Here is a 24,298-nt window from a genome sequence, read left to right as displayed (position 1 = left end):
CTTTCCGGATGACCGGAATGTCCGTACATAAGTGCATGTCAGGGGTGCGTGTGAAGGTCGCTTGTGTCGGCGGCGGGCCCGCCGGACTGTATCTGTCGATCCTGCTCAAGCTGCAGGACCCGTCCCACGACGTCACCGTCCACGAACGCGACCCGGAAGGCTCCACCTACGGCTGGGGCGTCACCTACTGGCGCGGACTGCTCGACCGGCTCCAGGAACACGACCCCGAGTCCGCGCGCGCCCTCGCGGAGCACTCGGTGCGCTGGCGGGACGGCGTCGCCCACGTGGGCGACCGGTCCACCCGGCACCGCGGCGACGAGGGGTTCGGCATCGGCCGCCACCGGCTCCTGGAGATCCTCGCCGCCCGCGCCCGCTCCCTCGGTGTGCGCCTGGAGTACGAGCACAGGATCACCGGCGACGCCCCGCCCGCCGCCGACCTCGTCGTGGCGGCCGACGGAGCGGGCAGCGCCCTGCGCACCCGCCACGCCGGTCACTTCGGTACCCGGACCCGGGCGGGGCGCAACCACTACGTCTGGCTCGGCACCACCCGGGTCTTCGACGCCTTCACCTTCGCCTTCGTCGAGACCGGCCACGGCTGGATCTGGGCGTACGGCTACGGCTACGGCCCCGAAGGCAGCACCTGCGTCGTCGAGTGCGCGCCCGAGACCTGGACCGGCCTGGGCCTGGACCGGGCCGACGAGGCCGAAGGGCTGGTCCTGCTGGAGAAGCTCTTCGCCGATGTCCTGGACGGCCACCCGCTCACCGGCCGGTCCGCACCCGGCGCCGGTACCCCGTGGCAGACCTTCCGCACCCTCACCAACCGCACCTGGTCCCGGGACAACCTCGTCCTGCTCGGCGACGCCGCCCACACCACGCACTACTCCATCGGCGCAGGAACCACCCTCGCGCTGGAGGACGCCATGGCCCTGTCCGCCGCGCTGCGCGACCGGGCGACCCTCCCCGAGGCCTTCGCCCACTACGAACGCGAACGCAGGGCGGCCCTGCTGCCGGTACAGAGCGCGGCCCGCCACAGCGCCCAGTGGTACGAGAACCTGCCCCGCTACATCCATCTGCCGCCGGAGCGGATGTTCGCCCTGCTCGGCCAGCGCCACTCGCCCCTGCTGCCCTACGTCCCGCCCCGTCTCTACTACCGGGTCGACCGGGCGGCCGGGCGACTGGAGGCGCTGCGCCGGCTCAAGCGCTGGCTGGGACCGAGGGTCGCGCGGACGGTGCAGGCGCGGAACCTGGCCGCCCGCGACCAGGGCGCCGGCAGCGAGGCGTCCCGACGCGATGCGCGATCACTCCGGATGACAGACTGACGCCATGGACGAGCGCACATTCGACAGGTCGGAACAGCACGCATCGGTGATCGGCCTCGGCACCTGGCAACTCGGCGCCGACTGGGGAGACGTCGACGACAAGGAAGCCCTCGCGGTGCTGGAGGCGGCGGCCGAGTCGGGGGTGACCTTCTTCGACACGGCCGACGTCTACGGCGACGGACGCAGCGAGGAGACCATCGCCACGTTCCTGCGCGGCAGGCCCGACCTGCACGTGCTGGTCGCCACCAAGATGGGCCGCCGGGTCGAGCAGATCCCGCAGAACTACGTCCTCGACAACTTCCGGGAGTGGAACGACCGCTCCCGCCGCAACCTGGGCGTCGACGTCCTGGACCTGGTGCAGCTGCACTGCCCGCCGACTCCCGTCTACTCCACCGACGAGGTCTTCGACGCCCTCGACACCCTGGTCGAGGAAGAGCGCGTCGCCGCCTACGGCGTCAGCGTGGAGACCTGCGAGGAGGCGCTGACCGCGATCGCCCGGCCGAACGTGGCGAGCGTGCAGATCATCCTCAACCCGTTCCGGATGAAGCCGCTGCGCGAGGTCCTCCCGGCGGCGCGGGAAGCGGGCGTCGGCATCATCGCCCGGGTTCCGCTGGCCTCCGGTCTGCTGTCCGGCAGGTACACCCGGGACACGGTCTTCGCCGCGAACGACCACCGGAACTTCAACCGGCACGGCGAGGCCTTCGACCAGGGCGAGACCTTCTCCGGCGTCGACTTCGCCACGGGCGTGGAGGCCGCCGCGGAGTTCGCAGCGCTCGCCCCCGAGGGGTACACCCCGGCCCAGCTGGCCCTGCGGTGGATCATCCAGCAGCCCGGCGTGACCACCGTGATCCCCGGTGCGCGTTCGCCCGAGCAGGCCCGCGCCAACGCGGACGCCGCCCGGCTGCCGGAGCTGTCCGAGGACACGCTCGCGGCGATCCGCGACCTCTACGACCGTCGTGTCAAGGACCAGGTCGAGGGCCGCTGGTAGGCGGTGCCCCGAGCCGCCGGCAGGCGGTACCCGCGAACCTCACGGCACCAGGAGCAGCTCCCGCTCCCGCTCCTGGTCGCCGGAGGCCGCTCCTTCGTTCCGCGTGCTGAAGGCGTGGGACAGCGTCTCGCTCGCCGCCTCGACGGCCTGCGGCGTGCCCTGAACGGTGACCGCCACCGGCGCGGACAGCGGGGCACCCGCCTCTCCCGGCGCCGAGGACGCCTCCGGGGCCGCCGGGGAGCCGAAGGTGGCGGTGCGGACCGTCGCCCGCTCGTCCGCCGGGAGGCCGTCGGGTGCGCCGAAGACGCCCTCCAGTGCGCGGACGATCGCCCGCGCGTCGTCGAGACCACCACCGCTGAGCGTCACGGTGAGCTGAGTGTCGGACATCCTGCTCCTTCTCCCGGGCCTGCGTCGGTCCCGGCCCGTGTAACCGTCCGCCGATCACCCAAACCGGGCGCCGCGATCCCGGCACGGCGCCTGAGTGCGGGGAACCCGGGAAGAGAGAAGAGGACGCAGGCCGCGGAAACCGGGAGGAACAGTGACGGACTCGCGCTCGGACACGGCGGACGGCAACGGCTCGGGCCGGCGCAGGGGGCGCAACGAGAGCGAGGAGGAGCGGGCGGACCGGATGTGGACGGAGCTGATCCAGGAGGTCCGCGTCGCGCAGATGGGCGTACAGATCCTGTTCGCCTTCCTGCTGACCGTGGTGTTCACCCCGAAGTACGACGATCTCTCGGACACGGACCAGACGATCTACCTCGTGACGGTCGTCCTCGGTGCCGTGACCACCGGCGCGCTGATCGGGCCGGTGTCCCTGCACCGCATCGTCTCCGGTCGGCGCGTGAAACCCCAGGCGGTGCGGTGGGCCTCCCGGCTGACCCTGCTCGGCATCGTGCTGCTGCTGGCCACGATGACGTCCTCGCTCCTGCTGATCCTCCGGGTGGCGACGGACGACGCCTTCGTGCCCTATCTCGTCACCGGCGTGGTGCTCTGGTACCTGCTGTGCTGGTTCGGGATCCCGCTGTGGACCCGTCACCGCTACACGTCCCACTGAGTTCCGCCGAGGGCCCACTGCGGTACACGTCCCACTGAGGTCCGGCCCCGAAGGTCAGCCGTCGGCCATCAGCTCCGCGAGGAAGTCGTCGACGCGCACCTGCTCCTCACCCGGCCGGACCACGGCGTGGGTCTCGTGCAGGAAGGCCTCGACGGCCGCGGCCCACACGAACACCACGGCGTGGTGGCGGTCCCCGTCGGGCCGGACGTCGCCCAGCAGCTCGATGCGCAACTCGTCCCACAGGCCCCGCGATTCGGGGCGAAGCCGCACGTCGCCCACGCCGACCGGACGGGTGAGCCCGTCGCCCAGCATCTCCCGGTCCAGGGTCCAGCGGGCGAGCACGCGGCCGTCGTGACTGAACACCACGGTGACCGCGAACGGGTCCGCGGCGTCGTACCCGAAGTGGGCGAGCACGGGGAAGCGGTCGGCGTCGCCCGTCCGGAGCTGCACCACCAGGGTCTTGTGCACGACGGTGTTCACGGCAGGGGCCTCCCGGGGGAACGGACGTAGAGCCCTCTAGTACCCCGCCCGTCCGCAAGATGCTCACGCGAACGGGTGATTCGCCCCGGCCCGTTTCAGGACCGGCCGAGCGCCTCGCGCAGCGCGGGCAGCAGGGTCTTCTCGGACCAGTCCAGGAAGGCCGGTTGCGTCTCGCCCCCGATCTGCACCAGGGCGATCTCGGTGAACCCGGCCTCGGCGTACGGGCGTACGGCCTCCACGAAGGCGTCCGGGTCGTCGCCGCAGGGGATCGACTCGGCGACGTCGTCGGGGGTGACGAACTGGGTGGCCGCCTCGAAGGAGTCCGGGTGCGGAAGTTCGGAGTTGACCTTCCAGCCGCTGCCGAACCAGCGGAACTGGGCGTGGGCGCGTGTGACCGCCGTGTTCCGGTCGGGGTCGTAGGACACCGGCAGCTGACCGACGCGCGGCTTGCCCTCGCCGCCGTGCCGGTCGAAGGCCTCCAGCAGCCCCGGCTTGGGTTCGGTGGCGATCAGCAGGTCGGCGTGCTCGCCCGCGAGCGCGCAGGAGCGCTCCCCGGAGACGGCGATCCCGAGGGGCGGCGCGCTGTCCGGCAGGTCCCACAGCCGGGCCGACTCCACGTCGAAGTGCGTGCCGCGGCGGTTCACATGACCGCCCTCGAACAGCGCCCGGATGATCTCCACGGCCTCCTCGAGCATCTCGTGCCGCACGTCCACGGACGGCCAGCCGCCGCCCACCACGTGCTCGTTGAGGTTCTCGCCCGAACCGAGCCCCAGCCGGAACCGGCCCTCGGACAGCAACTGCAGCGTCGCCGCCTTCTGCGCCACCACCGCCGGGTGGTAGCGGAACGTCGGACACGTCACGTACGTCATCAGCGGGATGCGGGAGGTCGCCTGTGCCGCGGCGCCCAGCACGCTCCACGCGTACGGCGAGTGGCCCTGCGAGCGCAGCCACGGGAAGTAGTGGTCGGAGGTCACCGAGAAGTCGAACCCCACCTCCTCGGCCCGCACCAGATGGCCGACGAGCTCACGGGGGCCGGCCTGCTCGGTCATCATCGTGTATCCGATTTGCACCATAACGGGCGAGTCCCCGTCCGGACGCGGCGAAAACGGGGCGAAATCGGAGCCGTGCGGTCGCGCACCGCGTCCGAACGGGCGTCCCCCGTGCCCGTGCGGCCCGGAACTCCGCCACCGGCGTGCGCGAGACCAGCATCCACCGACTGCGCGAAGCCGGCATCCACCGGCGTGCGCGGAGCCGGCATCCGGAGCCGGCCTGCCGGCACCCGGGGTGCATCCCGGTCTGGCGCGGAACCCGGCGTCAGCGCAGTCCGAAGCGGTCCGCCCAGGCCGTCATGTCCGCGGCCGTGGAGTTTCCTCCGCACACCACCAGCCCGATCCGGGCGCCGTCGCCCACCCGCTCCAGCACCCGCCGGGCCGCGGGCAGCAGGCAGCCCGCGGCCGGCTCGGTCCACACCTTGCCGTGCTCGGCGAGCGCCAGCGAACCCTCGACGGCCTCCCGGTCCGGCACCACGAGCACCTCACCGACCAGCGCCGACACATGGTCGTACGTCAGCTGTGAGACGGACGGGGCGCTGAGCGTGGTGACGACCGAGGACAGGGGCACGGGGAGCGGCCCGCCGGCCGCCAGCGCCTGGGACATCGCCTCGGCGCCCTCGGTCTCCACGCCCCAGATCCGCACGTGTGGCCGCAGTGCCCGCAGCGCCGCCGCCACGCCCGCGATCAGCCCGCCGCCTCCGATGCTCACGAGCACGTCGGTGAGTTCCCCGGCGTCCTCGGCGAACTCCAGGCCGACGGTGCCCTGCCCCGCGATCACGACCGGGTCGTCGAAGGGGTGGACCAGGGTCAGCCCCTCCTCCCGCAGCCGGGCCACCAGGGCGAAGGCACTGTCCATCCCGTCGGTGAGCCGTACCAGCGCGCCCGCCTCCTCGGCGGTCTCCACGGAACGGGCCGGTGCCGTCCGCGGCATGACCACCGTGGCCTTCGCGTCGAGGGCGGCGGCCATGACCGCCACGGCGATGCCGTGGTTGCCGCCGCTGACCGCGACGACACCGGCGGCCCGCTCCGCCTCGGTCAGCGACAGCAGCTTCGCTGTCGCGCCGCGCGCCTTGAACGAACCGGTGCGCTGGAGCAGCTCCAGCTTCGCGGTGACCGGGACCCCGAGCAGCGCGGACAGCCCGGGGCTGGGCACGGTCGGGGTGCGTACGACATGTCCGGCGATCCGCTCGGCGGCGGCTTCGATCTCCGTGATCCCGATCAAGGCAGTCATCCTTCCGGCGCGGGCGGTGATCCGCGCCGCTTCGCACCCTTGCGCGCGTCACTGTCGAGGTCAACACGGTCCGGCACGGTTCCGAGGGCGGTGAGTGTCTGCCGGGTAGAACTTCCGAGGCCGGGCCGCACCGGGAAGCCGGCAGTGACCGCGGCTCCCCGGCCGTCCCGCTCATGGCCGCCGCGGTCGTCCTCCGGTCCGCGTGCCGAGGCGTCTTCAGTGCTGCTGCGACTTCTGCGGCGTCACCTCGCTCGGCCGTACGACGACGAAGCCCTGGCCCTGGAGCAGCAGCTGCACGGCCTCTCCCGAACCGCCGCGCAGCATCGAGCCGATGGACTGCGAACGGTGCAGGGAGGTCGACAGCCCGGCGGACCAGCCGACGACGGCATCGGTGTCGACGTAGACCGGGTCCTGGGGCGAGACGGGGATGACCAGCGGGCTGCCCTCGCACACCAGCCCCAGCCTGCCCTGCCCCGCGAAGACGCTGTTGAACAGTCCGCCGCCGGTGATGCCCGCACCCTTCACGGTGGCGATGCGGTACGACAACGAGGAGTCGAAGCACAGGACGTTGCGGCCGTTGACCGTGAACTCGTCGCCGGGTTCGACCTCCACGATGAAGCAGTTCTGCGCCTCGTGAGCGAACCACGCCTCACCCTGTCCGCGCACCGCCATCAGGGGCAGTCCCTCCCCGGTGACCGCGCGTTTGAGCATGCCGCCCACGCCCTGGCCCTTGCGTTCGAACTGGAGACTGCCGCGATAGGCGACCATCGCGCCCTGCCGGGCCAGCATGTCTCCGTTCACCGTGTAACGGATGCACTTGGAATTCTCGACGGTCATGCCCGGCGCCGTGGCGGGCTGCACCATGTGCTCGCTGGAAAAGAGGTCACCCTTCATACGGGCATACTGGCCCGGAGCGTCCCGTTCCGACAAGATCGTGCCGGTGGCAGGGTTCAACCGCCGAAGACCTGGGTCCAGTACGTGCCCGCCCGGCCGCCGCCGGCGAGGCCGATGCCGATGTGGGTGAAGTCGGACCTGAGGATGTTGGCGCGGTGCCCGGGGCTGTTCATCCAGCCCTCCACCACGTCGGCCGGGGAACGCTGGCCGCAGGCTATGTTCTCCCCGACCGTGCGCCGCGTGGCGCCCGCGGCGGCGGCCCGGTCCCAGGGCTTGCCGCCGTCGGGATCGGTGTGGGAGTAGAAGTCGCGGGCCACCATGTCCGCGCTGTGCGCCTGCGCGGCGAGGGCCAGCCGGGAGTCGACGGCCAGCGCGGGCAGACCGGCCCCGGCCCGCTCCCGGTTGGTGAGGTCGACGACCTCGGCCGTCGTGCGGGCCAGGCCGTCCGGGGTCAGCGGTACGGCCCACAACGCGGTCCAGTAGGTGTCGCCCGAGGGCCCGCCGGTGACACACGCCCACCCGGCGTGCGTGAAGGCCGCGTCCTGCAGGGTGCGCCGGGTCCGCTCGGTGCGCAGGCAGTACGCGACGAACTCGGTGGGCGTGCGCGGACCGGAGACCAGATGCTCGCCGACGGTGAGATAGGCGAACCGGGCGGAGACGACGCGCTGGTGCACGGAGACACCGTCCCGGGTCTCGACGCTCAGCGTGCCCGCGGCGGCCATGGCGGCGGCGTGCGCCCGGGCCGCGGAGGCCAGGCGCGGGTCGGCGCGGACGGCGGGGGAACCTGCCTGTGCCCGGGCGGAGTTGACCGGACCGAGGAAGCCGTCGAGGTCGGCGGGGGGTGCCAAGGCGGCGGGGGACGCGGCCGTCCCCCGGTCGCCGGGCGACGGGGCGTCGTCGACCTCCACCCCGAAGTCGCGGGCGAGACCGGCGAGCCCGTCGGCGTACCCCTGACCCAGAGCGCGCAACTTCCATCCCTCACCGCGCCGGTACAACTCCGCGAGCAGCAGGACGGTCTCCTGCCCGGGGCGCGACGGAGCGAACCGGGTGAGGGCGCGCCCGCTCGCGTCGGTGACGTGGAGCGTGGGGGAGGGGAGCGCGCTCAGGGCCGTGCCGGGGTCCGAAGCACTGACCGCCACCGTCACCCGGGCGGCACCGGGGCGCAGTCGCGCGGGCTCGACAGTGAGCGTGTCGCCCCGCAATCGGACGCCCGGCGCCTCCAACTGGTTGTAGAAGACGAAGTCGTCGTCACCGCGCACCTTGCCACCCTCATCGGTGATGAGCGCCGTCACGTCGAAGCCGCCGGGCACCCGCACGCTCACGGGGCCGTCGGGCAGGGGGACGTTGCCCCCGGGGACCAACTCGCTCATCGTGCCGCCCTGTGTCCTCTTACCACGTTCCGGTCGGGGTGTCGGTGTCGGGTGAACGTCCACCGCACAGAGGGAGTTCCCGGCGCACGGCCGGCACCCGGTGCTCAGCCGGAAGCCGTTCGCTCCGGAGTGATCTGATGAGGGTGGTGCAGGGAAGACTGAGGACCATGGACGTGACCGCGACACAGGGAGGGACCCGCATGACGCGCCCGATCACGGCAGGCGTCGACGGTTCGGAGGAGAGCCTGGCCGCACTGGGCTGGGCCGCGAGGGAGGCGGTCCGCCGGGAAGCGCCGCTGCACGTCGTGCACGCCTGGCGTTTCCAGCCGCAGGACGCGGCCGGACCGGGAGACCGGGACGCGCAGGAACGGTGGGTCCGGGACTCGGTCGCCGAGTCGGTCCGGACCGTCACCGAGCGGCACCCGGGCCTCCCGGTGTCCACCGAGGTCCGCGAGGCCGACGACGCCGTCGCCGTACTGCTGGCCGCGGCGGGCGACGCCGGGACGCTGGTGCTCGGCTCGCGCGGCCACGGGGCGGTCGTCGGCTTCCTGCTCGGCTCGGTCGGCCAGCAGGTGATCGCCGAGGCGACCCGGCCCGTCGTCCTCGTACGGGCCGGGGAGGAGGCCGTGACCGAGGCCGCCGGACGCGAGGTCGTCGTCGGGCAGCAGGGGGAGCCGGAGGACAGCGCCGACGTGATCGGCTTCGCCTTCGAGGCGGCCGCCGCGCGCGGTGCCACCGTGCGGGCCGTCCGGGCCTGGGCCCTGCCGACGGTGTTCACCTACAGCCCGGGCTCGATGCGACTCGCCGACGAGGCCGGGGGGCTCGAGTCGTACGAGAGGAAGGCCCTCGGCGAGGCGCTCGGGCCGTGGCGCGAACGGTTCCCCGACGTTCCTGTGATCGAGCACGTGGAGATGGGCAGCGCGGGGCAGGTTCTGCTGTCGGTGGCCGCGGACGCCCAGCTGATGGTCGTCGGCCGCCGTGCCCGCCGTACGGCCGTCGGCGCCCGGATCGGCTCGGTGGCGCACGGCGTACTGCACCACGCGGACTGCCCGGTGGCGGTGATCCCGCACCAGTGACGCCCGTACGCGCCACGCCCGTACGCGCCACGCCCGTACGCGCACGCCGCGGGCGTGCGCGCACGGGGCCGGTGACTCAGTCGGCCGTCGGCTGCAGGGTCTCCCGGGCCCTGGGCAGGATGTTCGCGATGTAGTCCTCCACGGCCGTGTCCAGACCGATGTCGTGCTGGGCCCGCTCGGACAGGTACCAGCGGTGCTCCAGCAGCTCGTGGTAGATCTCGGCCGGGTCCATCGCTCCGCGCAGCTCCACCGGCACCGCGCGCACGGTGGGCCGGAAGACCTCGCGCACCCAGCGGTGGGCGAGCACTTCCGGGCGTGCGCCGAGGGGGTCGTCCGGGGCGTAGTCGTCCTGGGTGGCCATCCAGCTCTCCAGGTCGTTCAGCAGCCGCCTGGCCTGGTTCTCCTCGGCGTCCAGGCCGGTCAGACGCAGCAGCTGACGCTGGTGGTGGCCGGCGTCGACGACCTTGGGCACGAAGGTGACCGTGTCGCCGTTGGAGGCGTGCTCGATCTGCATCTCGGCCACGTCGAAACCGAGGTCGTTGAGGCGCCGGATCCGGCGCTCGATGTAGTGGTACTTCCCCGCCGGGTAGACGGAGGTGCGGGTCAGCTCCTGCCACAGGCTCCGGTAGCGGGCGCAGATCTCGGTGCCGAAGTCGATCGGGTCGACGGAGGGGTGCAGCGCCCCCGACGCCTCCAGGTCGAGCAGCTCGCCGCTGATGTTCACCCGGGCGAGGTCGAGGTCGTAGTCGCGCTGGCCGTCGCTCAGCCGCGCGTGCAGTTCCCCGGTCTCGGCGTCCACCAGGTAGGCGGCGTAGGCGCCCGCGTCCCGCCGGAAGAGCGTGTTGGACAGTGAGCAGTCGCCCCAGGCGAACCCGGCCAGGTGCAGCCGGACCAGCAGCACGGCCAGGGCGTCCATCAGCCGGTGCATGGTCGCCGGGCGCAGCGTCGTCTCGAACATCGACCGGTACGGCATCGAGCCGCCGAGGTGCCGGGTGACGAGCACCGGTTCCAGCGCCTCGCCGGCGGTGTCGGTGCGGCCGGTGACGACGGCCAGCGCGTCCACGGCGGGGATGGCGAGCCGGTCCAGGTCGCGCAGCAGCTGGTACTCGCGCAGCGCGGGCCGCTCGGCCAGCTCCTTGACGGCTATCACCTCGTCCCCGGCCCGCGCGTAGCGGACGACGTGGCGGGAGATACCGCGGGGCAGTGGCACGAGGTACTCCTCGGGCCACTCCTCCAGCGGCGTCTGCCAGGGCAGTTCGAGCAGGAGCGCGGGGTGCTCCGGATTGGTGGCGCTGATCTGCAAGGCCATGCCCCGACTCTAGAACGCCCGTTCCCGGGCCTGTCGCGCGGCGTCCCTTCAGCGGGCCGCGGTGGACGGGCCGTGCCCGGGGAGCAGGAGGCAGCCGTCCAGCCCGGCGAGGACGTCGAGGGAGGCAGCGGTGCGTGCCCGATCGCGAGGGAACATGCCGGGCAGCGGTGCCGCACTCGTGCCCCCGTGATCGTTCCGCGCTCTGCTCGTCCCGGTTCGCCGTGACCGGGACAGCAGGTCAGTGGGGCGGCGGAAGCGACGGGTCCGGGGGATCCCGGGGGTGTGGTGGGTCCTGCTCCGGCGGTTCCCGGGCAGTCCGGGGGCGAGCGGCCGGGCGCATCCCGAACAGGACCCGTGTCACCGGCGTCCTGCGTACCCCGTACTCGTATCCGACGAGGATCACGCCCAGTGAAGCGGCCACGATCACCGCGTACTTCACCGCCATCGGCGCGGACCATCCGACCACGCCGTACGCGAAGGCGACCACGACCGGCTGGTGCAGCACGTAGAGGGGCAGCGCGGCGAGCGCCAGATACCGCAGCGCCGCGTCCCGTCGCGCGGTCGGGCCGCCCGTGCCCGGCCGCGGGCACGCCGTCCGGTTCCGGGGCCGGTCCAGCAGACCGAGGATCGAGACCACCCAGCACCAGCCGGCCGCCCCGAACACCGTCCGGGTGAACAGCGCGAGCGGCGTCCACGCCGTGAACGGGTCGTCTCCGGCGACGAAGCCGGGCGCGGACCCGGCGAACAGCACCAGCCCGAGCAGCCCCACCGGTATCGCCGCGCGGCGCACCGCCTCCCGGATCCGCCCGTCGTCCGCGAGGGCGAAACCGCACAGGAAGAACAGCAGATAGGCCCAGCGGTTCCAGCCCGCGTAGTCCTCCTCCATGCCCAGCAGCGCATTGACGGCGGCGAGCGGCAGCGCGGGGAGCAGGAGCAGGGCCGGGTGGCGGCGCAGGGCGGGGGCAACGTGTCCGGCGCCGGCCGTCAGCCGGGCCGCGACCGGGACGAGCAGCAGGCAGAAGGCGAGCAGCAGGACGACGAACCACAGGTGGCCGGTCTCGAAGTGGTCCCCCTCCAGGACGAAGGGGAAGTCGGCCAGGTCCGGGCGGACGGTCAGGAAGCGCGGCCAGAACCGCCCGTACGACTCGTGGTAGCCCGGGTCGGCGGCGCGCAGGCGCAGCCACTGGGGGAGGGGACACAGGACGGCCGTCCCGAAGACCAGGGGGACGCCGAGGCGGAGCAGGCGTTCCCGGGCGAAGCCGCCGGGCCCGCGGCGGCGGATCGAGTGCCGGGCGCCGAGACCGGCGACGAGGAACAGCATGGGCATGGCCCACACCACGCCGAACCCGGCGAGGACGGTGACGGCGTCCGTCGTCCGCGCGTTCTTGACGTAGAAGTCGTCGTCCGGGGAGAAGACGAGGGCGGTGTGGAAGAAGACCAGTCCCAGCACGACGAGGGCGCGCAGCGCGTCCAGTTCGCCGCGCCGGCCGCCGGCCGCCCCTCGCCCCGTGTCCGCGCTCATCGGCCCTCCCGCCCGAGGTGCGCCCAGTGTGGTGGAGCGGGCCGGGGGAGGACAGACTTCCGGTAAGCCGGGGGCCGGGGGAGGACAGATTTCCGGCGGGCCGGGATGGTTCAGCGCACGCCGTGCGGGCGGAACTGGACGCTGATGCGCGGCCCGGCGGCTCGGGTGCTCTTGGGGACGCAGTGCTCCCAGGTCCGCTGGCAGGAGCCGCCCATCACGATCAGGTCGCCGTGGCCCAGCGGGCGGCGCACCGTGTCGCCGCCTCCGCCCGCCGGGCGCAGCAGCAGGTCCCGGGGTGCCCCGACCGACAGGATGGCGACCATCGTGTCCTGGCGCGCGCCCCGCCCGATCCGGTCACCGTGCCAGGCGACACTGTCCCGGCCGTCGCGGTAGTGGCACAGCCCGGCGGTGGTGAAGGGCTCGCCCAGCTCCTCGGCGTAGTGCGCGGACAGCGCGTCGCGGGCCTCGGTCAGCAGCGGGTGCGGCAGCGTGTCGCCCGCGCCGTAGAAGGCGAGCAGCCGGGGCACGTCGACCACTTGGTCGTACATGGCACGCCGCTCCGCGCGCCACGGGACCTCGGAGGCCAGCCGCTCGAACAGCGCGTCGGCGCCGGTCAGCCACCCGGGAAGCAGGTCGATCCAGGCACCCGAGCCGAGGTGCGTGCGGCGCAGCCCGTCGAGCGGGCCGAGCCGGACCTCGTCCGTCTGGTCGAAGAGCGAGCCCTGGAGGTGCGTGGTCATGGGTCCAGCGTAAACCCTGAATCGAATACACGTTCTATCCGTGTGTTCCGTCTGTGCTCCGCTCCCGGCACGACCCTTCCGATACACCGCTGTATCGGATACGTTCCCGGATCGAGCACGGGGAGGACCGGACATGGCGGCGAAGGCGACGACCGGGCGGGTGACCAGGCGGCGGGCGCGCACCCGCGCCAACCTCCTGGACGCGGCGTTCGCGGTGTTCGCCGCCAAGGGGTTCGGCCGGGTGTCGATCGAGGAGGTCTGCGAGGCGGCCGGTTACAGCCGGGGTGCCTTCTACTCGAACTTCGACAGCCTCGACGAGCTGTTCTTCGCCCTCTACCGCGAACGGGCCGACCTGATCGCGGAGCAGGTGTCGGGCGCCCTCGCGCTGGACGGTCCGGACCTGGACGTGCCCGCCGCCGCGGACCGCGTCACCGAGGTACTGCTCCTGGACCGGGACTGGCTCCTGGTGAAGACGGACTTCCTGGTGCACGCCGCCCGCGATCCCGCCGTGGCGCGAACACTGCTGGAGCACCGGGCGCGCCTGCGGCGGGCGATCGCCGAACGGCTCGCCCGGGCCCGCGGGCGCACCACCGTTCCCGCCGTCCTGGGCGACGCCGACGGCGCGGCGCACGCGGTGGTCGCCGCGTACGACGGAGTCACCACCCAGCTGCTCCTGGACCGGGACGTCGAGCACGCGCGTGCCTGGCTGGGACAGCTGCTCACCGCACTGCTCACCGAGGGCGGCGACACCCCCTGACCCCCCAGCCCCTCGTCCCTCGACTCTTCGACCCCCTCACCCCTTCGACCTCCTCAACCCTTCGACCCGCTCAACCCCTCGAGATCCCCCATGACACGCAACAGGAAGGGACGGTCGCCATGGATGCCGACGTCATCGTGGTCGGAGCGGGCCTGGCCGGGCTGGTCGCGGCCCACGAACTGACCAGCCGGGGCAGGAGGGTCGCCCTCGTCGACCAGGAGAACGCGGCCAACCTCGGCGGTCAGGCCTTCTGGTCCTTCGGCGGCCTCTTCCTCGTCGACTCGCCGGAACAGCGGCGCCTCGGCGTCAAGGACTCCCTCGAGCTCGCCTGGAACGACTGGCAGGGCAGCGCGGGCTTCGACCGGACCGAGGACGAGGACTCCTGGGCGGTGCGCTGGGCCCGGGCGTACGTCGAATGGGCGGCGGGGGAGAAGCGGTCCTGGCTCACCGGGCACGGCATCACCTTCCTGCCCACCGTCGGCTGGGCCGAGCGCGGCGACCTCACGGCCGGCGGGCACGGCAACTCCGTGCCCCGGTTCCACATCGCCTGGGGCACCGGCACCGGCGTCGTCGAGCCGTTCGTGCGCTACGCCAGGCAGGCCGTGCGCGACGGACTGCTCACCTTCCACCACCGTCACCGCGTCGACCACCTCGTCGTCGAGGACGGCACCGCGCGCGGTGTGCGCGGCACCGTACTGGCCGAGGACCACTCACCCCGCGGAGTCGCCTCCAACCGTGAGGCGGTCGGCGAGTTCCAACTCGCCGCCCAGGCCGTGATCGTCACCTCCGGAGGCATCGGCGCCGACCACGACATCGTCCGCCGCCACTGGCCCGAGCGCCTCGGCACCCCGCCCGCCGAGATGGTCACCGGCGTCCCCGCCTACGTCGACGGGCGGATGCTCGACATCAGCGCCGAGGCGGGCGCACGCCTGGTCAACCGCGACCGGATGTGGCACTACACCGAGGGGGTGCGCAACTGGGACCCCGTCTGGCCCGGTCACGGCATCCGCATCCTGCCCGGACCTTCCCCGCTGTGGTTCGACGCCCTCGGCCGCCGCCTTCCCGGATCTTGCCTGCCCGGCTACGACACCCTCGGCACCCTCCGGCACCTGCGGACCGCCGAGGACCTCGCCGGCCACGACCACTCCTGGTTCATCCTCACCCAGAAGATCATCGAGAAGGAGTTCGCGCTCTCCGGTTCCGAGCAGAACCCCGACATCACCGCGAAGGACCGCGCCGGGTTCCTGCGCGAACGCGTCCTCGGCAAGGGCGCGCCGGGACCGGTGGACGCCTTCCTGCGCAGGGGAGCCGACTTCGTGTCCGCGCCGAACCTGGAGCAACTCGTCGACAGGATGAACGGACTGACCGACAAGCCGCTCCTGGACGCCGCCGTGATCCGGCGTCAGATCGAGGCCCGCGACCTCCAGATGGCCAACCCCTACGCCAAGGACGCCCAGGTCCAGGGCATCCGCAACGCCCGCCGCTACATCGGCGACCGCCTCGGCCGGGTCGCCGCGCCGCACCGGGTCCTCGACCCGGCGGCGGGCCCGCTGATCGCGGTCAAGCTGCACGTCCTCACCCGCAAGACCCTCGGCGGCATCCAGACCGACCTCGACTCCCGCGCCCTGGGCGCCGACGGCACGCCCGTCGAGGGTCTGTACGCGGCCGGTGAGGTGGCCGGCTTCGGCGGCGGCGGGGTGCACGGCTACAACGCGCTGGAGGGCACCTTCCTCGGCGGCTGTCTGTTCTCCGGGCGGGCGGCGGGCCGGGCGGCGGCACGGCAGACGTCCTGAGCGACACGACCGCTTCGCCGGCGTCTCCGTCCCCGCGCGGCGGCTCCGTCTCCTCACGCCTCGTCGAGGAGGCGGAGCAGCACGGCGGCGTGGCTCTGCCCGGGCGACTTGGACGCGGTCAGCAGCGTCACGTCCCCCTGGCGCGCCAGCTCCCGTACGTGGTCGAGGAGCTCCGCCGCGTCCGGGGCGGCCAGCTCGGCCTCGTACCGCTGCGCGAACTCCTCGTAGGAGCCCTCGCCCGCGTGGTACCAGCGGCGCAACTCGGCCGACGGGGTGAGCCTCTTGGGCCACTCGTCCACGTGCGCCGCGTCCTTCGCCACACCGCGCGGCCACAGCCGGTCCACCAGGACGCGTACGCCGTCGTCGGGTTCGGGCGGGTCGTACACACGGTGCACACGGACGTTCATGGCTCTTCCTTCCTTTCCGGGCCGGCACCCGTGGGGGCCACCGCGCCGCCCCGGCCACCGAGGCCGGGGCGGCGCACCGGGGTCAGCCGGACCTCCGGCGCACGGCCTCTCGCCGCTTGAGCGCGCGGCGCTCCAGCTCCCCGGTCCCTCCCCAGACGCCGAGGGTCTGCCCCGTGTCGAGTGCCCATCGCAGGCACTGCTCCTGGACCGGACAGCGCCGGCAGACCGCCTTCGCCTGCTCGGTCTGCAGAGCGGCCGGGCCGGTGCTGCCGATCGGGAAGAACAGGTCGGGGTCCTCCGTGCGGCATGCGGCGTGCTCTCGCCAGTCGTCCATCAAAGTCACCTGCGATCGGTTTCGTTCGCTTCCTCGTGGATGCCTGCTCCCTTGCGGGTGACCTGTCGACAGCGGAGTGAAACCGGCGCGGGGCCTCGCGTCGTACCGTCGCGCCTATCTCCGCAGCGCCTCCTGTGCCGCCGTCACCACCGTGTCGGCCACCGTCGCGAGCGCCGGGGAGTCGAGTTTCCACTGCTGCCAGTACAGCGGCACGTCCACCGCCAGATCGGGGGCGAAGTCGACGATCCGGCCGGTGCCCAGCAGCGGCTCCGCCTGGGGCTCGGGCACCATGCCCCAGCCCAGACCGGCGGCGACCGCCTCGACGAAGCCCTCCGAGGTCGGCATGTAGTGCCGCGACGTACTCGCGCCGCCGTGCCCCAGCCGCCGCGCGAAGCCGTCCTGGAAGTCGTCCCGCCGGTCGAAGACCACCACCGGCGCCCCGGCGAGCACCTCGCGCAGCGGCCCGCCCAGATACCGCGCGGCGAATTCCGGGGCGGCGCACGGCAGATACCGCATCCGGCCGAGGTACCGGACGGAGCAGCCGGGGACGGGGTCGGGCGAGGAGGTCACCGCGGCCATCACCACGCCCTCCCGCAGCAGGGCCGCCGTGTGGTCCTCGTCCTCACGGCGCAGCTCGAAGCAGAGCCGGGGTTCTCGAGGCACCCGCGTGAGGGCGCCGAGGAACCATGTCGCGAGCGAGTCGGCGTTGACCGCCACCGAGACCCGGGTCGGCTCCCCGGCACCGCTCAGCCCCAGCTCGGCGTACGCGTCCCGCTCCAGCCGGGCCACCTGGCGGGCGAGGCGCACCAGCACCGCGCCGGAATCCGTCGGCCGCACCGGCTTCGTGCGCAGCAGCAGCACCCGGCCGGTGCGCTGCTCCAGGGCCTTCACCCGCTGGCTGACCGCGGACGGTGTCACGTGCAGTGCCGCGGCGGCCGCGTCGAAAGTGCCCTCGTCCACCACGGCCAGCAGGGTGCGGACCTGGTCGAGCGGAAGGTCCGCGAAAGCCGCCGCAGTCGTCCCCGCTTTCTCCGTCATCACGGGCGCTAATGATACGTAAGAATCTTTAGCTGTACGTCCTGTGATCGTCCGCTTAGCGTCGAGGGCATGACCAACGCACTCACCGCCGCGGCCGCCGGCTTCGGCACCGGCCTCTCGCTCATCGTCGCCATCGGTGCCCAGAACGCCTTCGTCCTGCGTCAGGGGATCCGCCGTGACGCGGTCCTCACCGTGGTCGGCATCTGCGCGCTCTCCGACGCCCTGCTCATCGCCCTCGGGGTCGGCGGGGTCGGCGCGGTGGTGGTGGCCTGGCCGGGCGCGCTGACCGCGGTCGGCTGGATCGGCGGCGCCTTCCTGCTCTGCTACGGCGCTCTGGCCGCGCGGCGTGTGTTCCGGCCGGCCGGTGCGCTGCGGGCGGACGGCGACGCCGCGGGCTCGCGCCGCCGGGCGGTCCTCACCTGCCTGGCGCTGACCTGGCTCAACCCGCACGTCTACCTCGACACGGTGTTCCTGCTGGGCTCGGTCGCCGCCGACCGGGGCCCGCTGCGCTGGACCTTCGGCCTGGGTGCCGTGGTCGCCAGCCTGTGCTGGTTCGCCGCGCTCGGCTTCGGCGCCCGCTACCTCGGCCGGTTCCTGGCCCGGCCCGCGGCCTGGCGGGTGCTCGACGGACTGGTCGCCGTCACCATGATCGTCCTCGGCGTCACCCTCGTCGCCGGAGCCTGAACCGGACCACCGGACCACCGGACCACCAGGCCACCAAGCCACAGGCCGGGCCCCGGCGGCGTCGCGACGCCGGCGCCTCGCCGCTACGGTGCGTGACACCGGCTCACAGGGAGGCGCGTCCGTGCAGCGCGTAGTGCTCCATGAGCCGGCCCCTCGTCGTCTCCAGCCGGTGCGCGAGGATCTCGGCGACCGACCGCACCAGCACGATGCCCAGCTGCGGGTCCTCGTCGCACAGGGCGAGCACCGAGGCCGCCTCGAACTCGTAGGCGCGCACGGGGCTGAAGGCCTCGGCGCCGAAGTCCCACTCGTAGGGCGGGAACAACCAGGACCAGCCGAGCAGATCGCCCGCGCCGAGGCTGGCGACCGTGACCCGCTGCAGGGGCGTGACCTGCTGGGTCAGGGAGACCGCGCCGGAACGGACGACCCAGAACCGGTCGGCCCTGCCACCCGCCTCGAAGATCCGGGCGTCCTCCGGGAAGGAGACCTCCCGGGCGAGTGCCGTCAGCCGCTCGCGCTGGGGCAGCGGAAGGGCGGTCAGCAGTTTGATCGCTTTGGTCATGGCACGGGGCTCCTCGCCGGCGATTCGGTTCCGGGGCTTTCCCTATGCCCATTTCAGTCGCTTCGAGCGCCCTGAGCACCTCGGCGGACGGCAGATCCCGTACGGATTCCGTGCCGGATCCGGGGACGGCCGCGCCAGGGCATGAAAAAGCCCTGGCTGGACGGGGGAAGCCAGCCAGGGCCGTAAGCGGTGACGTACGAAGGACACTCCGGTCGACCCCGTCGCCACGTATGTGTGAACGCTAAACCATCTTCGGTTCTCCCGCGAAGCGGGAACCGGGGCACGTGACCTGTTTCACTGGTCCGATTTCACTGGTCCGAGCCGCCACTGCCCCCGTCCAGGGCCTCACCCGCCGTTCTCCGCGACGACCCTGATCGTCTCCAGTCCCGGATCGCTCGGGTCCGGCAGGTACATCCCGGCGTCCAGACCGCTGCGCAGGTACCGCAGGACGGGTTCGGCCAGCCGTTCGCCGGGCAGGACGGCCGGGATGCCGGGCGGGTACGGCGTGATCATCTCCGCCGCGACGCGCCCGGCGGCCCGGCCGAGCGGCACGTCCTCGGTGGGCCCGAAGAACGCGTCCCGGACCAGAGCCACCTGCGGCATCCGCAGCTCGGACGGCGACGGGACCTCGACGCGCGGGGCGGGGGCAAGGCCAGGGGCGGCGTGCGCGAGGTCCTTGAGCGCGGAGAGCAGCTCGCCGGCGGTCTCCCGGTCGTCGCCGTGGGTGATCTGCGCGCCGATGCGGCGGTGGTCCGTGATGTGCGCGATCACGCCCCGGTGCTCGCGCAGCCAGTCCGCCGCCTGGAAGCCCGAGACACCGAGCCCGTCGAGGTCGATGACGACGGGCAGCGGATCGAACCCGTGGGCCGCCCCCGGGCCGCAGAAGTCGGCCCGGTCGTTGACGTGCATGCCGTCGATCTCCTCGACGGCCGCGCGGACATCGGCCGCCAGCTCCAGGGCGCCGCCCATCAGCTCGCGGCCGCGCAGCGCCATCTGGCGGCGCCAGCCGTCCAGCCCGGCGAAGATCAGCGCCGAGGGACTGGTGGTACCCAGCAGGTCCGCCCGCATGCCGAGCAGCTCCGGCGGGACGAGGTCACCGCGCAGATGGAACACGGAGCCCTGCTCCAGGCCGCTGCCCATCTTGTGGATGCTGGTCACGCAGATGTCGGCGCCCGCGTCCATCGCCCAGGACGGCAGATCGGGGTGGAAGGGCAGATGCGCGCCCCAGGCCTCGTCGACGATCAGCGGCGCCGAGCGGCGGTGGCAGGCCTCGGCGACGGCCCGCAGGTCGGCGCTCGCACCGTACGGTGTGGGGCTGGTGACCAGGGCGCCCTTGGCGTCGGGATGGGCACCGAACGCCTTCTCGAACTCCTCCGCGGACGGCGGATGGGCCAGGTGCCGCTCTGCGTCCCAGCGCGGCTCGACCCAGACCGGCTCGATCCCGGACAGGATCAGCCCGGAGACGACGGACTTGTGGGCGTCCCGGCCGATCAGCAGCTTCTCGTGCGGCCCCGCGACCGCCAGCATCGCCGCCTTCACCGACAGGGAGGACCCGCACGTCGAGAAGAACGTGTGGTCGGCGTGCACGGCATCGGCCATCAGCTCCTGGGCGCGCTGCAGCACCCGCCCCCTGGTGAGCCGGTCGTCGAGCCCGCCCGTCGCGAGCACGTCCCCGTAGAAGACGGCGTCGCCCAGCACCTCCCGTACCTCCGGGTCGGCCCCGCGGGCCTGTTTGTGCCCCGGCGGCGTGAACGACAGCCGCCCCTCGCGGCGGTAGTCGACGAGGGCTTCCAGAACGGGTGCTCGGGTGTGGTCGGCCGTCATGCGGATCCGGTTTCCCGTCCGGTCCCCGGTCAATCCGCTCCGCGGCTCGTCACCGGGCGTGCCGGCCCGGGGTCAGCACCTCGTCGAGCACCCGCAGGACGGCCTCGTACGCCATCGTCCGTACGGCGGCGTCCCGGGATCCCTCAGGGTCGGTCGGCCGCAGCTCTTCCCTTCGCGCCCGCCAGATCCGCTCCTGTTCCACCGCGCAGGCCCTCGCGCGGTGCATACGGCGCAGCAGTTCGTCCGAGTCCACAACATCCGTCATGTACTCCGCGTACCCCCGCAGAGCCCCCGGAAGGCCACTGGGCCGAACGAAGGGCCGGAGGTTTGGGGGCACGGGCAGAGGTCAGCCGATCGACAGGGCCGCACGGCGCGCGGACGGCGCGCGGGGCCGGCCGGATCCGGCCCATCTCACCGACCAGGGGAGCAGACGGATGTGCGACAGGCACACGACCGAACCCGTCGTCGAGCAGCACGGCGCCCACCGGCACCGGCCGTGCAAACCGGCCGAGGCGCGGAGGACGGTCGAACGCGTCGTCACCGAATGCGGCGGCACCGACGGCAGCACGTCCTGCGACGCGGGCGCCCTGTCGGACGCCGTGCTCGTCGCCTCGGAGCTGACCACCAACGCGATCCTGCACGGCGGCGGCATCACCGACTTCCGGGCCGACGTCGTCGGGCCCGGTCTGGGGCTCTCGGTGTGCGACCGCAGTCAGGACCTCCCGGTGGCCGTGCCGTCCACCGACCCCCAGGGACGCCGCCGCGTCGGCGGCCGGGGCTGGCCGATCGTCTGCCGGCTGGCACGTGACGTACGGGTGGCAGACCTTCCCTCGGGAGGCAAGTGCATCACCGTGGTCGTTCCGCTGTCCTGAGTACTTTTCGAAAAGCGGAGTTTGTTCCCCCGGGGCAGGGGCAGTCGCAAGTTCGTGCTTCGGACCGGAGGCGCAGCAGCGGGAGCGGTATGGCTGCTTCGGCCCTCCGGGTGGTGACCCGGACAGTGCCGTTCCCGCGGAAAGTCCCCTGAGACCACCGTTCAGGAGCGAACGCGCATGCTCATCGAAACACCCACCGTCCGTCCCGGAACCATCGAGTCCACCAACGCCTCCGCCGCTCCCGCCCGTCGCCGGCACGACGACGCGCCCGACACCATGGCCCTCTTCGGCCGGCTGACGGAGCTGGCGGACGGGCCCGAACGCGACGCCGTCCGCGACGAACTCGTCACGGCCTGGCTGCCCATGGCCCACCGGATCGCCGGGCGGTTCCGGGACCGCGGCGAGTCCATCGAGGACCTCCGCCAGGTCGCGGCGCTCGGCCTGGTGAAGGCCATCGACCGCTTCGACCCGGAGCGGGGAGCCTTCGAGAGCTACGCCGTGCCCACCATCACCGGCGAGGTCAAGCGCCACTTCCGGGACCGTATGTGGGCCCTTCGGGTGCCCCGCCGGGTCCAGGAACTGCGCAACAAGGTGCGGGTGGCGCGCCGCGAACTCACCCAGAGCCCGGGCAGCCCCGAACCCACGGTGGCCGCCGTCGCCGCCCACACCGGGCTGACCGAGGACGAGGTCAGCGCCGGCATGGAGGCGCTGGAGAGCTTCAGCACTCTCTCGCTGGACGCCGAACTGTCGGCCGGCGACGACGGCTACAGCCTCGCGGACACCCTGGGCGCCGCGGACACCTCGTACGACACCGTGATCGACCGCGAGTCGGCCAAGGAGGGACTGCGCAGGCTGCCCGAACGCGAACGCGCCATCCTCTACATGCGCTTCTTCGAGGACATGACGCAAAGCCGTATAGCCGACCGCCTGGGCATCTCGCAGATGCACGTCTCGCGGCTCATCAGCCGCAGCTGCGCCCGCGTGCGCGACGAGGCGATGGGACAGCGGGCGGGCCGCCGGGGGACCGGCCGGCCGGTGCGCAGCTGACCGGCCGGCGAACAGGGAGGGAACGACAGGGATGCTGATGCCTCACCCCGTGGTGCTGCGCGGACTCGTCGCCGAGTACGAGGCGGCAGCGGTGCACGAGCCCGCCGACGACACGGGCGGACCGGGCCCCCGGACGCGGGACCTGGCGTACACGCTGTGCGTGTCGACCGGCACGAGGGACGTCGCGGGGGCCCTGGAGGCCGCCCGCCGCTGGCTCGCGGCCGGTACGGTCCCGGCCCCGCCGCCCGTCGCCGAGGCCGCGGGCGGGGCGGACTGACCCACGGCGGACAGGGAACGTGTGGTGGCGTGACCGCCCGTACGCCGTGAGACGGCGTACGGGCAGTCGTGCGTCATCGTCAGGAGGACCGGTACACGCCCCCGCGGTCCGACACCGGGACGCGCACGGCAGCCCGACGCCGTGGCCACCGCACCGCGTCCCGACGTCCAGCCCGGCGGGCCGGGACCCGGGCGCCCGCGCGCCGGGAGCGGACGGGCCTCACCGCGGACGCCGGGGACCACGGCACCCGCTGCCCGTCCCGCGGGGCGCTCCGCCGCCCGGTGTGCACCGACGAAGCCGGGGCATCCGGAGTCCGGGAGGGGAGGTCCCCATGAACGCACCTGGCAACGCACAGGGCATGGCACGCACCGCCCGCAGCCGGGCCCGGCGGGCGGCGAACGGGTCGACCGCCGAGACAGCGGCACGGGCCGGGCTCACCGCCCGCGGTGTGATCTACCTGCTGGTCGGCATCCTGGCCCTGCAGATCGCCTTCGGCACCGGAGAGCGGCAGGCGGACCGGGGCGGCGCCCTGGCCGAGCTGTCGGACAGGCCGTTCGGCGCCGTACTGCTGTGGGCGCTGGGCCTGGGGCTCGTCGGCATGGCGCTGTGGCGGCTGTCCGAGGCGCTGTTCGGCGTCACGGGGAAGGACGGGCACACGGCCAGGAAGCGCCTGCCGGCCGCCGCCCGCTGTGTGTTCTACGCGTTCGTCGCCTCCTCCGTACTGGCCTTCGCGGCCGGTACCGGTGGCAGCGGCTCCAGCGACCGGCAGTCCCGGGACGTCACGGCCGGAGTGATGGAGGTGCCCGCCGGGCGGTGGCTGGTGGGCGTGGCCGGCATCGCGATCGTCGTCGCCGGAGTGGTGATCGGCGTGCAGGCACTGCGCCGCAGCTATCACAAGAAGCTGAAGCTCGGTGCCCTGAGCCCCCGGGCCCGGCGGCTGGTCGACGTCACCGGCGTCGGCGGCGGGGCGGCCCGCGGCATCGTCTTCGCCACGGCGGGCGCCTTCGCCGTGCGGGCCGCCGTCGACTACGAACCCGACAGGGCGAAGGGGCTCGACGACACCCTCCGCTCCTTCGCCGACACCCCGCTCGGCCCCTGGCTCCTGATCTGCGTCGCCGCGGGTCTGGTGCTCTTCGGTGTCTTCTCCTTCGCCCTCGCACGCTGGCGCCGCGTCTGAGCCGCGCCGCACGGGGAACCCGGGTCGAATGAACGAACACGAGATTCCTCCGCCGGACGGACGTCCCGTGGACGTCTACCTCGACCTCCTGCGCATCCGCATGGAGACCGACGACTACCAGCTGCTGCTCAGCGTGGTGGAACCCGTCCTCCAGGCGATCGACGAGCACCAGATGCCCACCATCGACTTCTCCCTGGACGGGGACAACGCCGAGGCGCTGCCCCAGGAGATCAGGGACGAGGCCGCCCTGGTCATCGCCACCGCGGTCACCGGCCGGCTGGACAACGAGGTCGTCGAGATCAGGACCGACGAGACCGGCCCGGTCCGGGTCGTCACCGACGCGGTCACCGCCTCCGATCCCGAACGCCTCGGCGAGATAGCCGACTACCTCAAGGAACGCCACCGGCAGAACGAGGAACTGCGCGGCATCGCCGAGGCGAGCGGTCTGCCCAGCGACTTCTGACCGTCACCGGCCCGGACCGTCACCGGCCCGG

27 protein-coding genes are annotated in these 24,298 nt (G+C 73.0%); 12 read left to right on the top strand and 15 right to left on the bottom strand.

The annotated features are described in order from the left end of the window. Window positions 1-44: 44 nt before the first annotated feature. Window positions 45-1,319, top strand: a complete 1,275-nt coding sequence (locus ACP4IX_RS30645; protein ID WP_426557799.1) for an FAD-dependent monooxygenase — start codon at window positions 45-47, stop codon at window positions 1,317-1,319. Between the two features lie 4 nt (window positions 1,320-1,323). Beyond that, the gene (locus tag ACP4IX_RS30640; RefSeq protein WP_426524265.1) at window positions 1,324-2,307 is read left to right on the top strand and encodes an aldo/keto reductase; all 984 of its coding nucleotides are present in this window, start codon (window positions 1,324-1,326) and stop codon (window positions 2,305-2,307) included. Window positions 2,308-2,346: 39 nt separating this feature from the next. On the opposite strand, the gene ACP4IX_RS30635 is transcribed toward ACP4IX_RS30640, so the two are convergent. Further along, window positions 2,347-2,694 (bottom strand): hypothetical protein, encoded by a 348-nt coding sequence (locus tag ACP4IX_RS30635; RefSeq protein ID WP_426524263.1) that lies wholly within the window; start codon window positions 2,692-2,694, stop codon window positions 2,347-2,349. A 151-nt stretch (window positions 2,695-2,845) separates the two neighbouring features. On the opposite strand from ACP4IX_RS30635, the gene ACP4IX_RS30630 reads away from it, so the two are divergent. Continuing rightward, window positions 2,846-3,361 (top strand): DUF6328 family protein, encoded by a 516-nt coding sequence (locus tag ACP4IX_RS30630; protein WP_426524261.1) that lies wholly within the window; start codon window positions 2,846-2,848, stop codon window positions 3,359-3,361. A 54-nt stretch (window positions 3,362-3,415) separates the two neighbouring features. On the opposite strand, the gene ACP4IX_RS30625 is transcribed toward ACP4IX_RS30630, so the two are convergent. From ACP4IX_RS30625 to ACP4IX_RS30605, 5 genes are all read right to left on the bottom strand, one after another. Then, window positions 3,416-3,841, bottom strand: coding sequence for an SsgA family sporulation/cell division regulator (locus tag ACP4IX_RS30625; RefSeq protein ID WP_426524259.1), 426 nt, complete (start codon window positions 3,839-3,841; stop codon window positions 3,416-3,418). 95 nt (window positions 3,842-3,936) lie between these two features. Next, complete coding sequence (locus tag ACP4IX_RS30620; protein ID WP_426524257.1) at window positions 3,937-4,914, bottom strand: LLM class F420-dependent oxidoreductase; 978 nt, start codon at window positions 4,912-4,914, stop codon at window positions 3,937-3,939. A 241-nt stretch (window positions 4,915-5,155) separates the two neighbouring features. After that, a complete protein-coding gene (locus tag ACP4IX_RS30615; RefSeq protein ID WP_426524255.1) occupies window positions 5,156-6,115 on the bottom strand; it encodes a threonine/serine dehydratase in 960 nt (319 codons plus the stop codon). 225 nt (window positions 6,116-6,340) lie between these two features. After that, window positions 6,341-7,018, bottom strand: a complete 678-nt coding sequence (locus tag ACP4IX_RS30610) for an AIM24 family protein (RefSeq protein ID WP_426524253.1) — start codon at window positions 7,016-7,018, stop codon at window positions 6,341-6,343. A 56-nt stretch (window positions 7,019-7,074) separates the two neighbouring features. Continuing rightward, complete coding sequence (locus tag ACP4IX_RS30605) at window positions 7,075-8,388, bottom strand: CAP domain-containing protein (RefSeq protein WP_426557773.1); 1,314 nt, start codon at window positions 8,386-8,388, stop codon at window positions 7,075-7,077. Between the two features lie 200 nt (window positions 8,389-8,588). Here ACP4IX_RS30605 and ACP4IX_RS30600 point away from each other — a divergent pair, with 200 nt between their 5' ends. After that, a complete protein-coding gene (locus tag ACP4IX_RS30600; RefSeq protein ID WP_426524249.1) occupies window positions 8,589-9,464 on the top strand; it encodes a universal stress protein in 876 nt (291 codons plus the stop codon). 76 nt (window positions 9,465-9,540) lie between these two features. Here the strand turns inward: ACP4IX_RS30600 and ACP4IX_RS30595 are convergent, their stop codons facing one another. The 3 genes from ACP4IX_RS30595 to ACP4IX_RS30585 form a co-directional block, all read right to left on the bottom strand. After that, window positions 9,541-10,773 carry a DUF4032 domain-containing protein gene (locus tag ACP4IX_RS30595; protein ID WP_426557771.1) on the bottom strand — a complete coding sequence of 411 codons (1,233 nt, stop codon included), beginning with the start codon at window positions 10,771-10,773 and terminating at the stop codon, window positions 9,541-9,543. 238 nt (window positions 10,774-11,011) lie between these two features. Next, complete coding sequence (locus ACP4IX_RS30590) at window positions 11,012-12,295, bottom strand: acyltransferase family protein (protein WP_426524245.1); 1,284 nt, start codon at window positions 12,293-12,295, stop codon at window positions 11,012-11,014. 110 nt (window positions 12,296-12,405) lie between these two features. Continuing rightward, window positions 12,406-13,035 carry an alpha-ketoglutarate-dependent dioxygenase AlkB gene (locus tag ACP4IX_RS30585; protein WP_426557769.1) on the bottom strand — a complete coding sequence of 210 codons (630 nt, stop codon included), beginning with the start codon at window positions 13,033-13,035 and terminating at the stop codon, window positions 12,406-12,408. 133 nt (window positions 13,036-13,168) lie between these two features. Between ACP4IX_RS30585 and ACP4IX_RS30580 the strand changes: the two genes are divergently transcribed. Further along, complete coding sequence (locus ACP4IX_RS30580) at window positions 13,169-13,792, top strand: TetR/AcrR family transcriptional regulator (RefSeq protein WP_426524241.1); 624 nt, start codon at window positions 13,169-13,171, stop codon at window positions 13,790-13,792. 119 nt (window positions 13,793-13,911) lie between these two features. Then, window positions 13,912-15,585, top strand: coding sequence for an FAD-binding dehydrogenase (locus ACP4IX_RS30575; protein WP_426557767.1), 1,674 nt, complete (start codon window positions 13,912-13,914; stop codon window positions 15,583-15,585). A gap of 53 nt (window positions 15,586-15,638) precedes the next feature. Here ACP4IX_RS30575 and ACP4IX_RS30570 read toward each other — a convergent pair whose 3' ends face one another. The 3 genes from ACP4IX_RS30570 to ACP4IX_RS30560 all read right to left on the bottom strand — a co-directional run bounded on the left by ACP4IX_RS30570 (window position 15,639) and on the right by ACP4IX_RS30560 (window position 17,364). Next, window positions 15,639-15,992 (bottom strand): DUF488 domain-containing protein, encoded by a 354-nt coding sequence (locus ACP4IX_RS30570; protein WP_426524237.1) that lies wholly within the window; start codon window positions 15,990-15,992, stop codon window positions 15,639-15,641. Window positions 15,993-16,074: 82 nt separating this feature from the next. Then, a complete protein-coding gene (locus ACP4IX_RS30565; protein ID WP_426524235.1) occupies window positions 16,075-16,326 on the bottom strand; it encodes a WhiB family transcriptional regulator in 252 nt (83 codons plus the stop codon). Window positions 16,327-16,440: 114 nt separating this feature from the next. Next, complete coding sequence (locus ACP4IX_RS30560) at window positions 16,441-17,364, bottom strand: LysR family transcriptional regulator ArgP (RefSeq protein ID WP_426524327.1); 924 nt, start codon at window positions 17,362-17,364, stop codon at window positions 16,441-16,443. Between the two features lie 69 nt (window positions 17,365-17,433). Here ACP4IX_RS30560 and ACP4IX_RS30555 point away from each other — a divergent pair, with 69 nt between their 5' ends. Then, window positions 17,434-18,048 (top strand): LysE/ArgO family amino acid transporter, encoded by a 615-nt coding sequence (locus ACP4IX_RS30555; protein WP_426524233.1) that lies wholly within the window; start codon window positions 17,434-17,436, stop codon window positions 18,046-18,048. 103 nt (window positions 18,049-18,151) lie between these two features. Here ACP4IX_RS30555 and ACP4IX_RS30550 read toward each other — a convergent pair whose 3' ends face one another. From ACP4IX_RS30550 to ACP4IX_RS30540, 3 genes are all read right to left on the bottom strand, one after another. Further along, window positions 18,152-18,607, bottom strand: coding sequence for a cyclic nucleotide-binding domain-containing protein (locus ACP4IX_RS30550; RefSeq protein WP_426524231.1), 456 nt, complete (start codon window positions 18,605-18,607; stop codon window positions 18,152-18,154). 345 nt (window positions 18,608-18,952) lie between these two features. Then, on the bottom strand, window positions 18,953-20,431 hold the full coding sequence (locus tag ACP4IX_RS30545) for an aminotransferase class I/II-fold pyridoxal phosphate-dependent enzyme (RefSeq protein ID WP_426557765.1): 1,479 nt from the start codon (window positions 20,429-20,431) through the stop codon (window positions 18,953-18,955). 49 nt (window positions 20,432-20,480) lie between these two features. Further along, window positions 20,481-20,696 (bottom strand): hypothetical protein, encoded by a 216-nt coding sequence (locus ACP4IX_RS30540; RefSeq protein ID WP_426524227.1) that lies wholly within the window; start codon window positions 20,694-20,696, stop codon window positions 20,481-20,483. Window positions 20,697-20,865: 169 nt separating this feature from the next. Between ACP4IX_RS30540 and ACP4IX_RS30535 the strand changes: the two genes are divergently transcribed. The 5 genes from ACP4IX_RS30535 to ACP4IX_RS30515 all read left to right on the top strand — a co-directional run bounded on the left by ACP4IX_RS30535 (window position 20,866) and on the right by ACP4IX_RS30515 (window position 24,267). Then, complete coding sequence (locus tag ACP4IX_RS30535; RefSeq protein ID WP_426557763.1) at window positions 20,866-21,303, top strand: ATP-binding protein; 438 nt, start codon at window positions 20,866-20,868, stop codon at window positions 21,301-21,303. A 177-nt stretch (window positions 21,304-21,480) separates the two neighbouring features. Further along, complete coding sequence (locus ACP4IX_RS30530) at window positions 21,481-22,350, top strand: SigB/SigF/SigG family RNA polymerase sigma factor (protein ID WP_426557761.1); 870 nt, start codon at window positions 21,481-21,483, stop codon at window positions 22,348-22,350. 31 nt (window positions 22,351-22,381) lie between these two features. Further along, complete coding sequence (locus ACP4IX_RS30525) at window positions 22,382-22,627, top strand: DUF5133 domain-containing protein (protein ID WP_426524221.1); 246 nt, start codon at window positions 22,382-22,384, stop codon at window positions 22,625-22,627. Window positions 22,628-22,958: 331 nt separating this feature from the next. Next, window positions 22,959-23,804, top strand: a complete 846-nt coding sequence (locus ACP4IX_RS30520) for a DUF1206 domain-containing protein (RefSeq protein WP_426557759.1) — start codon at window positions 22,959-22,961, stop codon at window positions 23,802-23,804. A 28-nt stretch (window positions 23,805-23,832) separates the two neighbouring features. Continuing rightward, complete coding sequence (locus ACP4IX_RS30515; protein ID WP_426557757.1) at window positions 23,833-24,267, top strand: hypothetical protein; 435 nt, start codon at window positions 23,833-23,835, stop codon at window positions 24,265-24,267. Window positions 24,268-24,298: the final 31 nt, after the last annotated feature.

The sequence above is a fragment of the Streptomyces sp. WG5 genome, from assembly GCF_049974565.1.
GTDB lineage: Bacteria > Actinomycetota > Actinomycetes > Streptomycetales > Streptomycetaceae > Streptomyces.
Note: the sequence above shows the minus strand (reverse complement) of the source record. Positions and strands in the feature narration are given on the sequence as shown.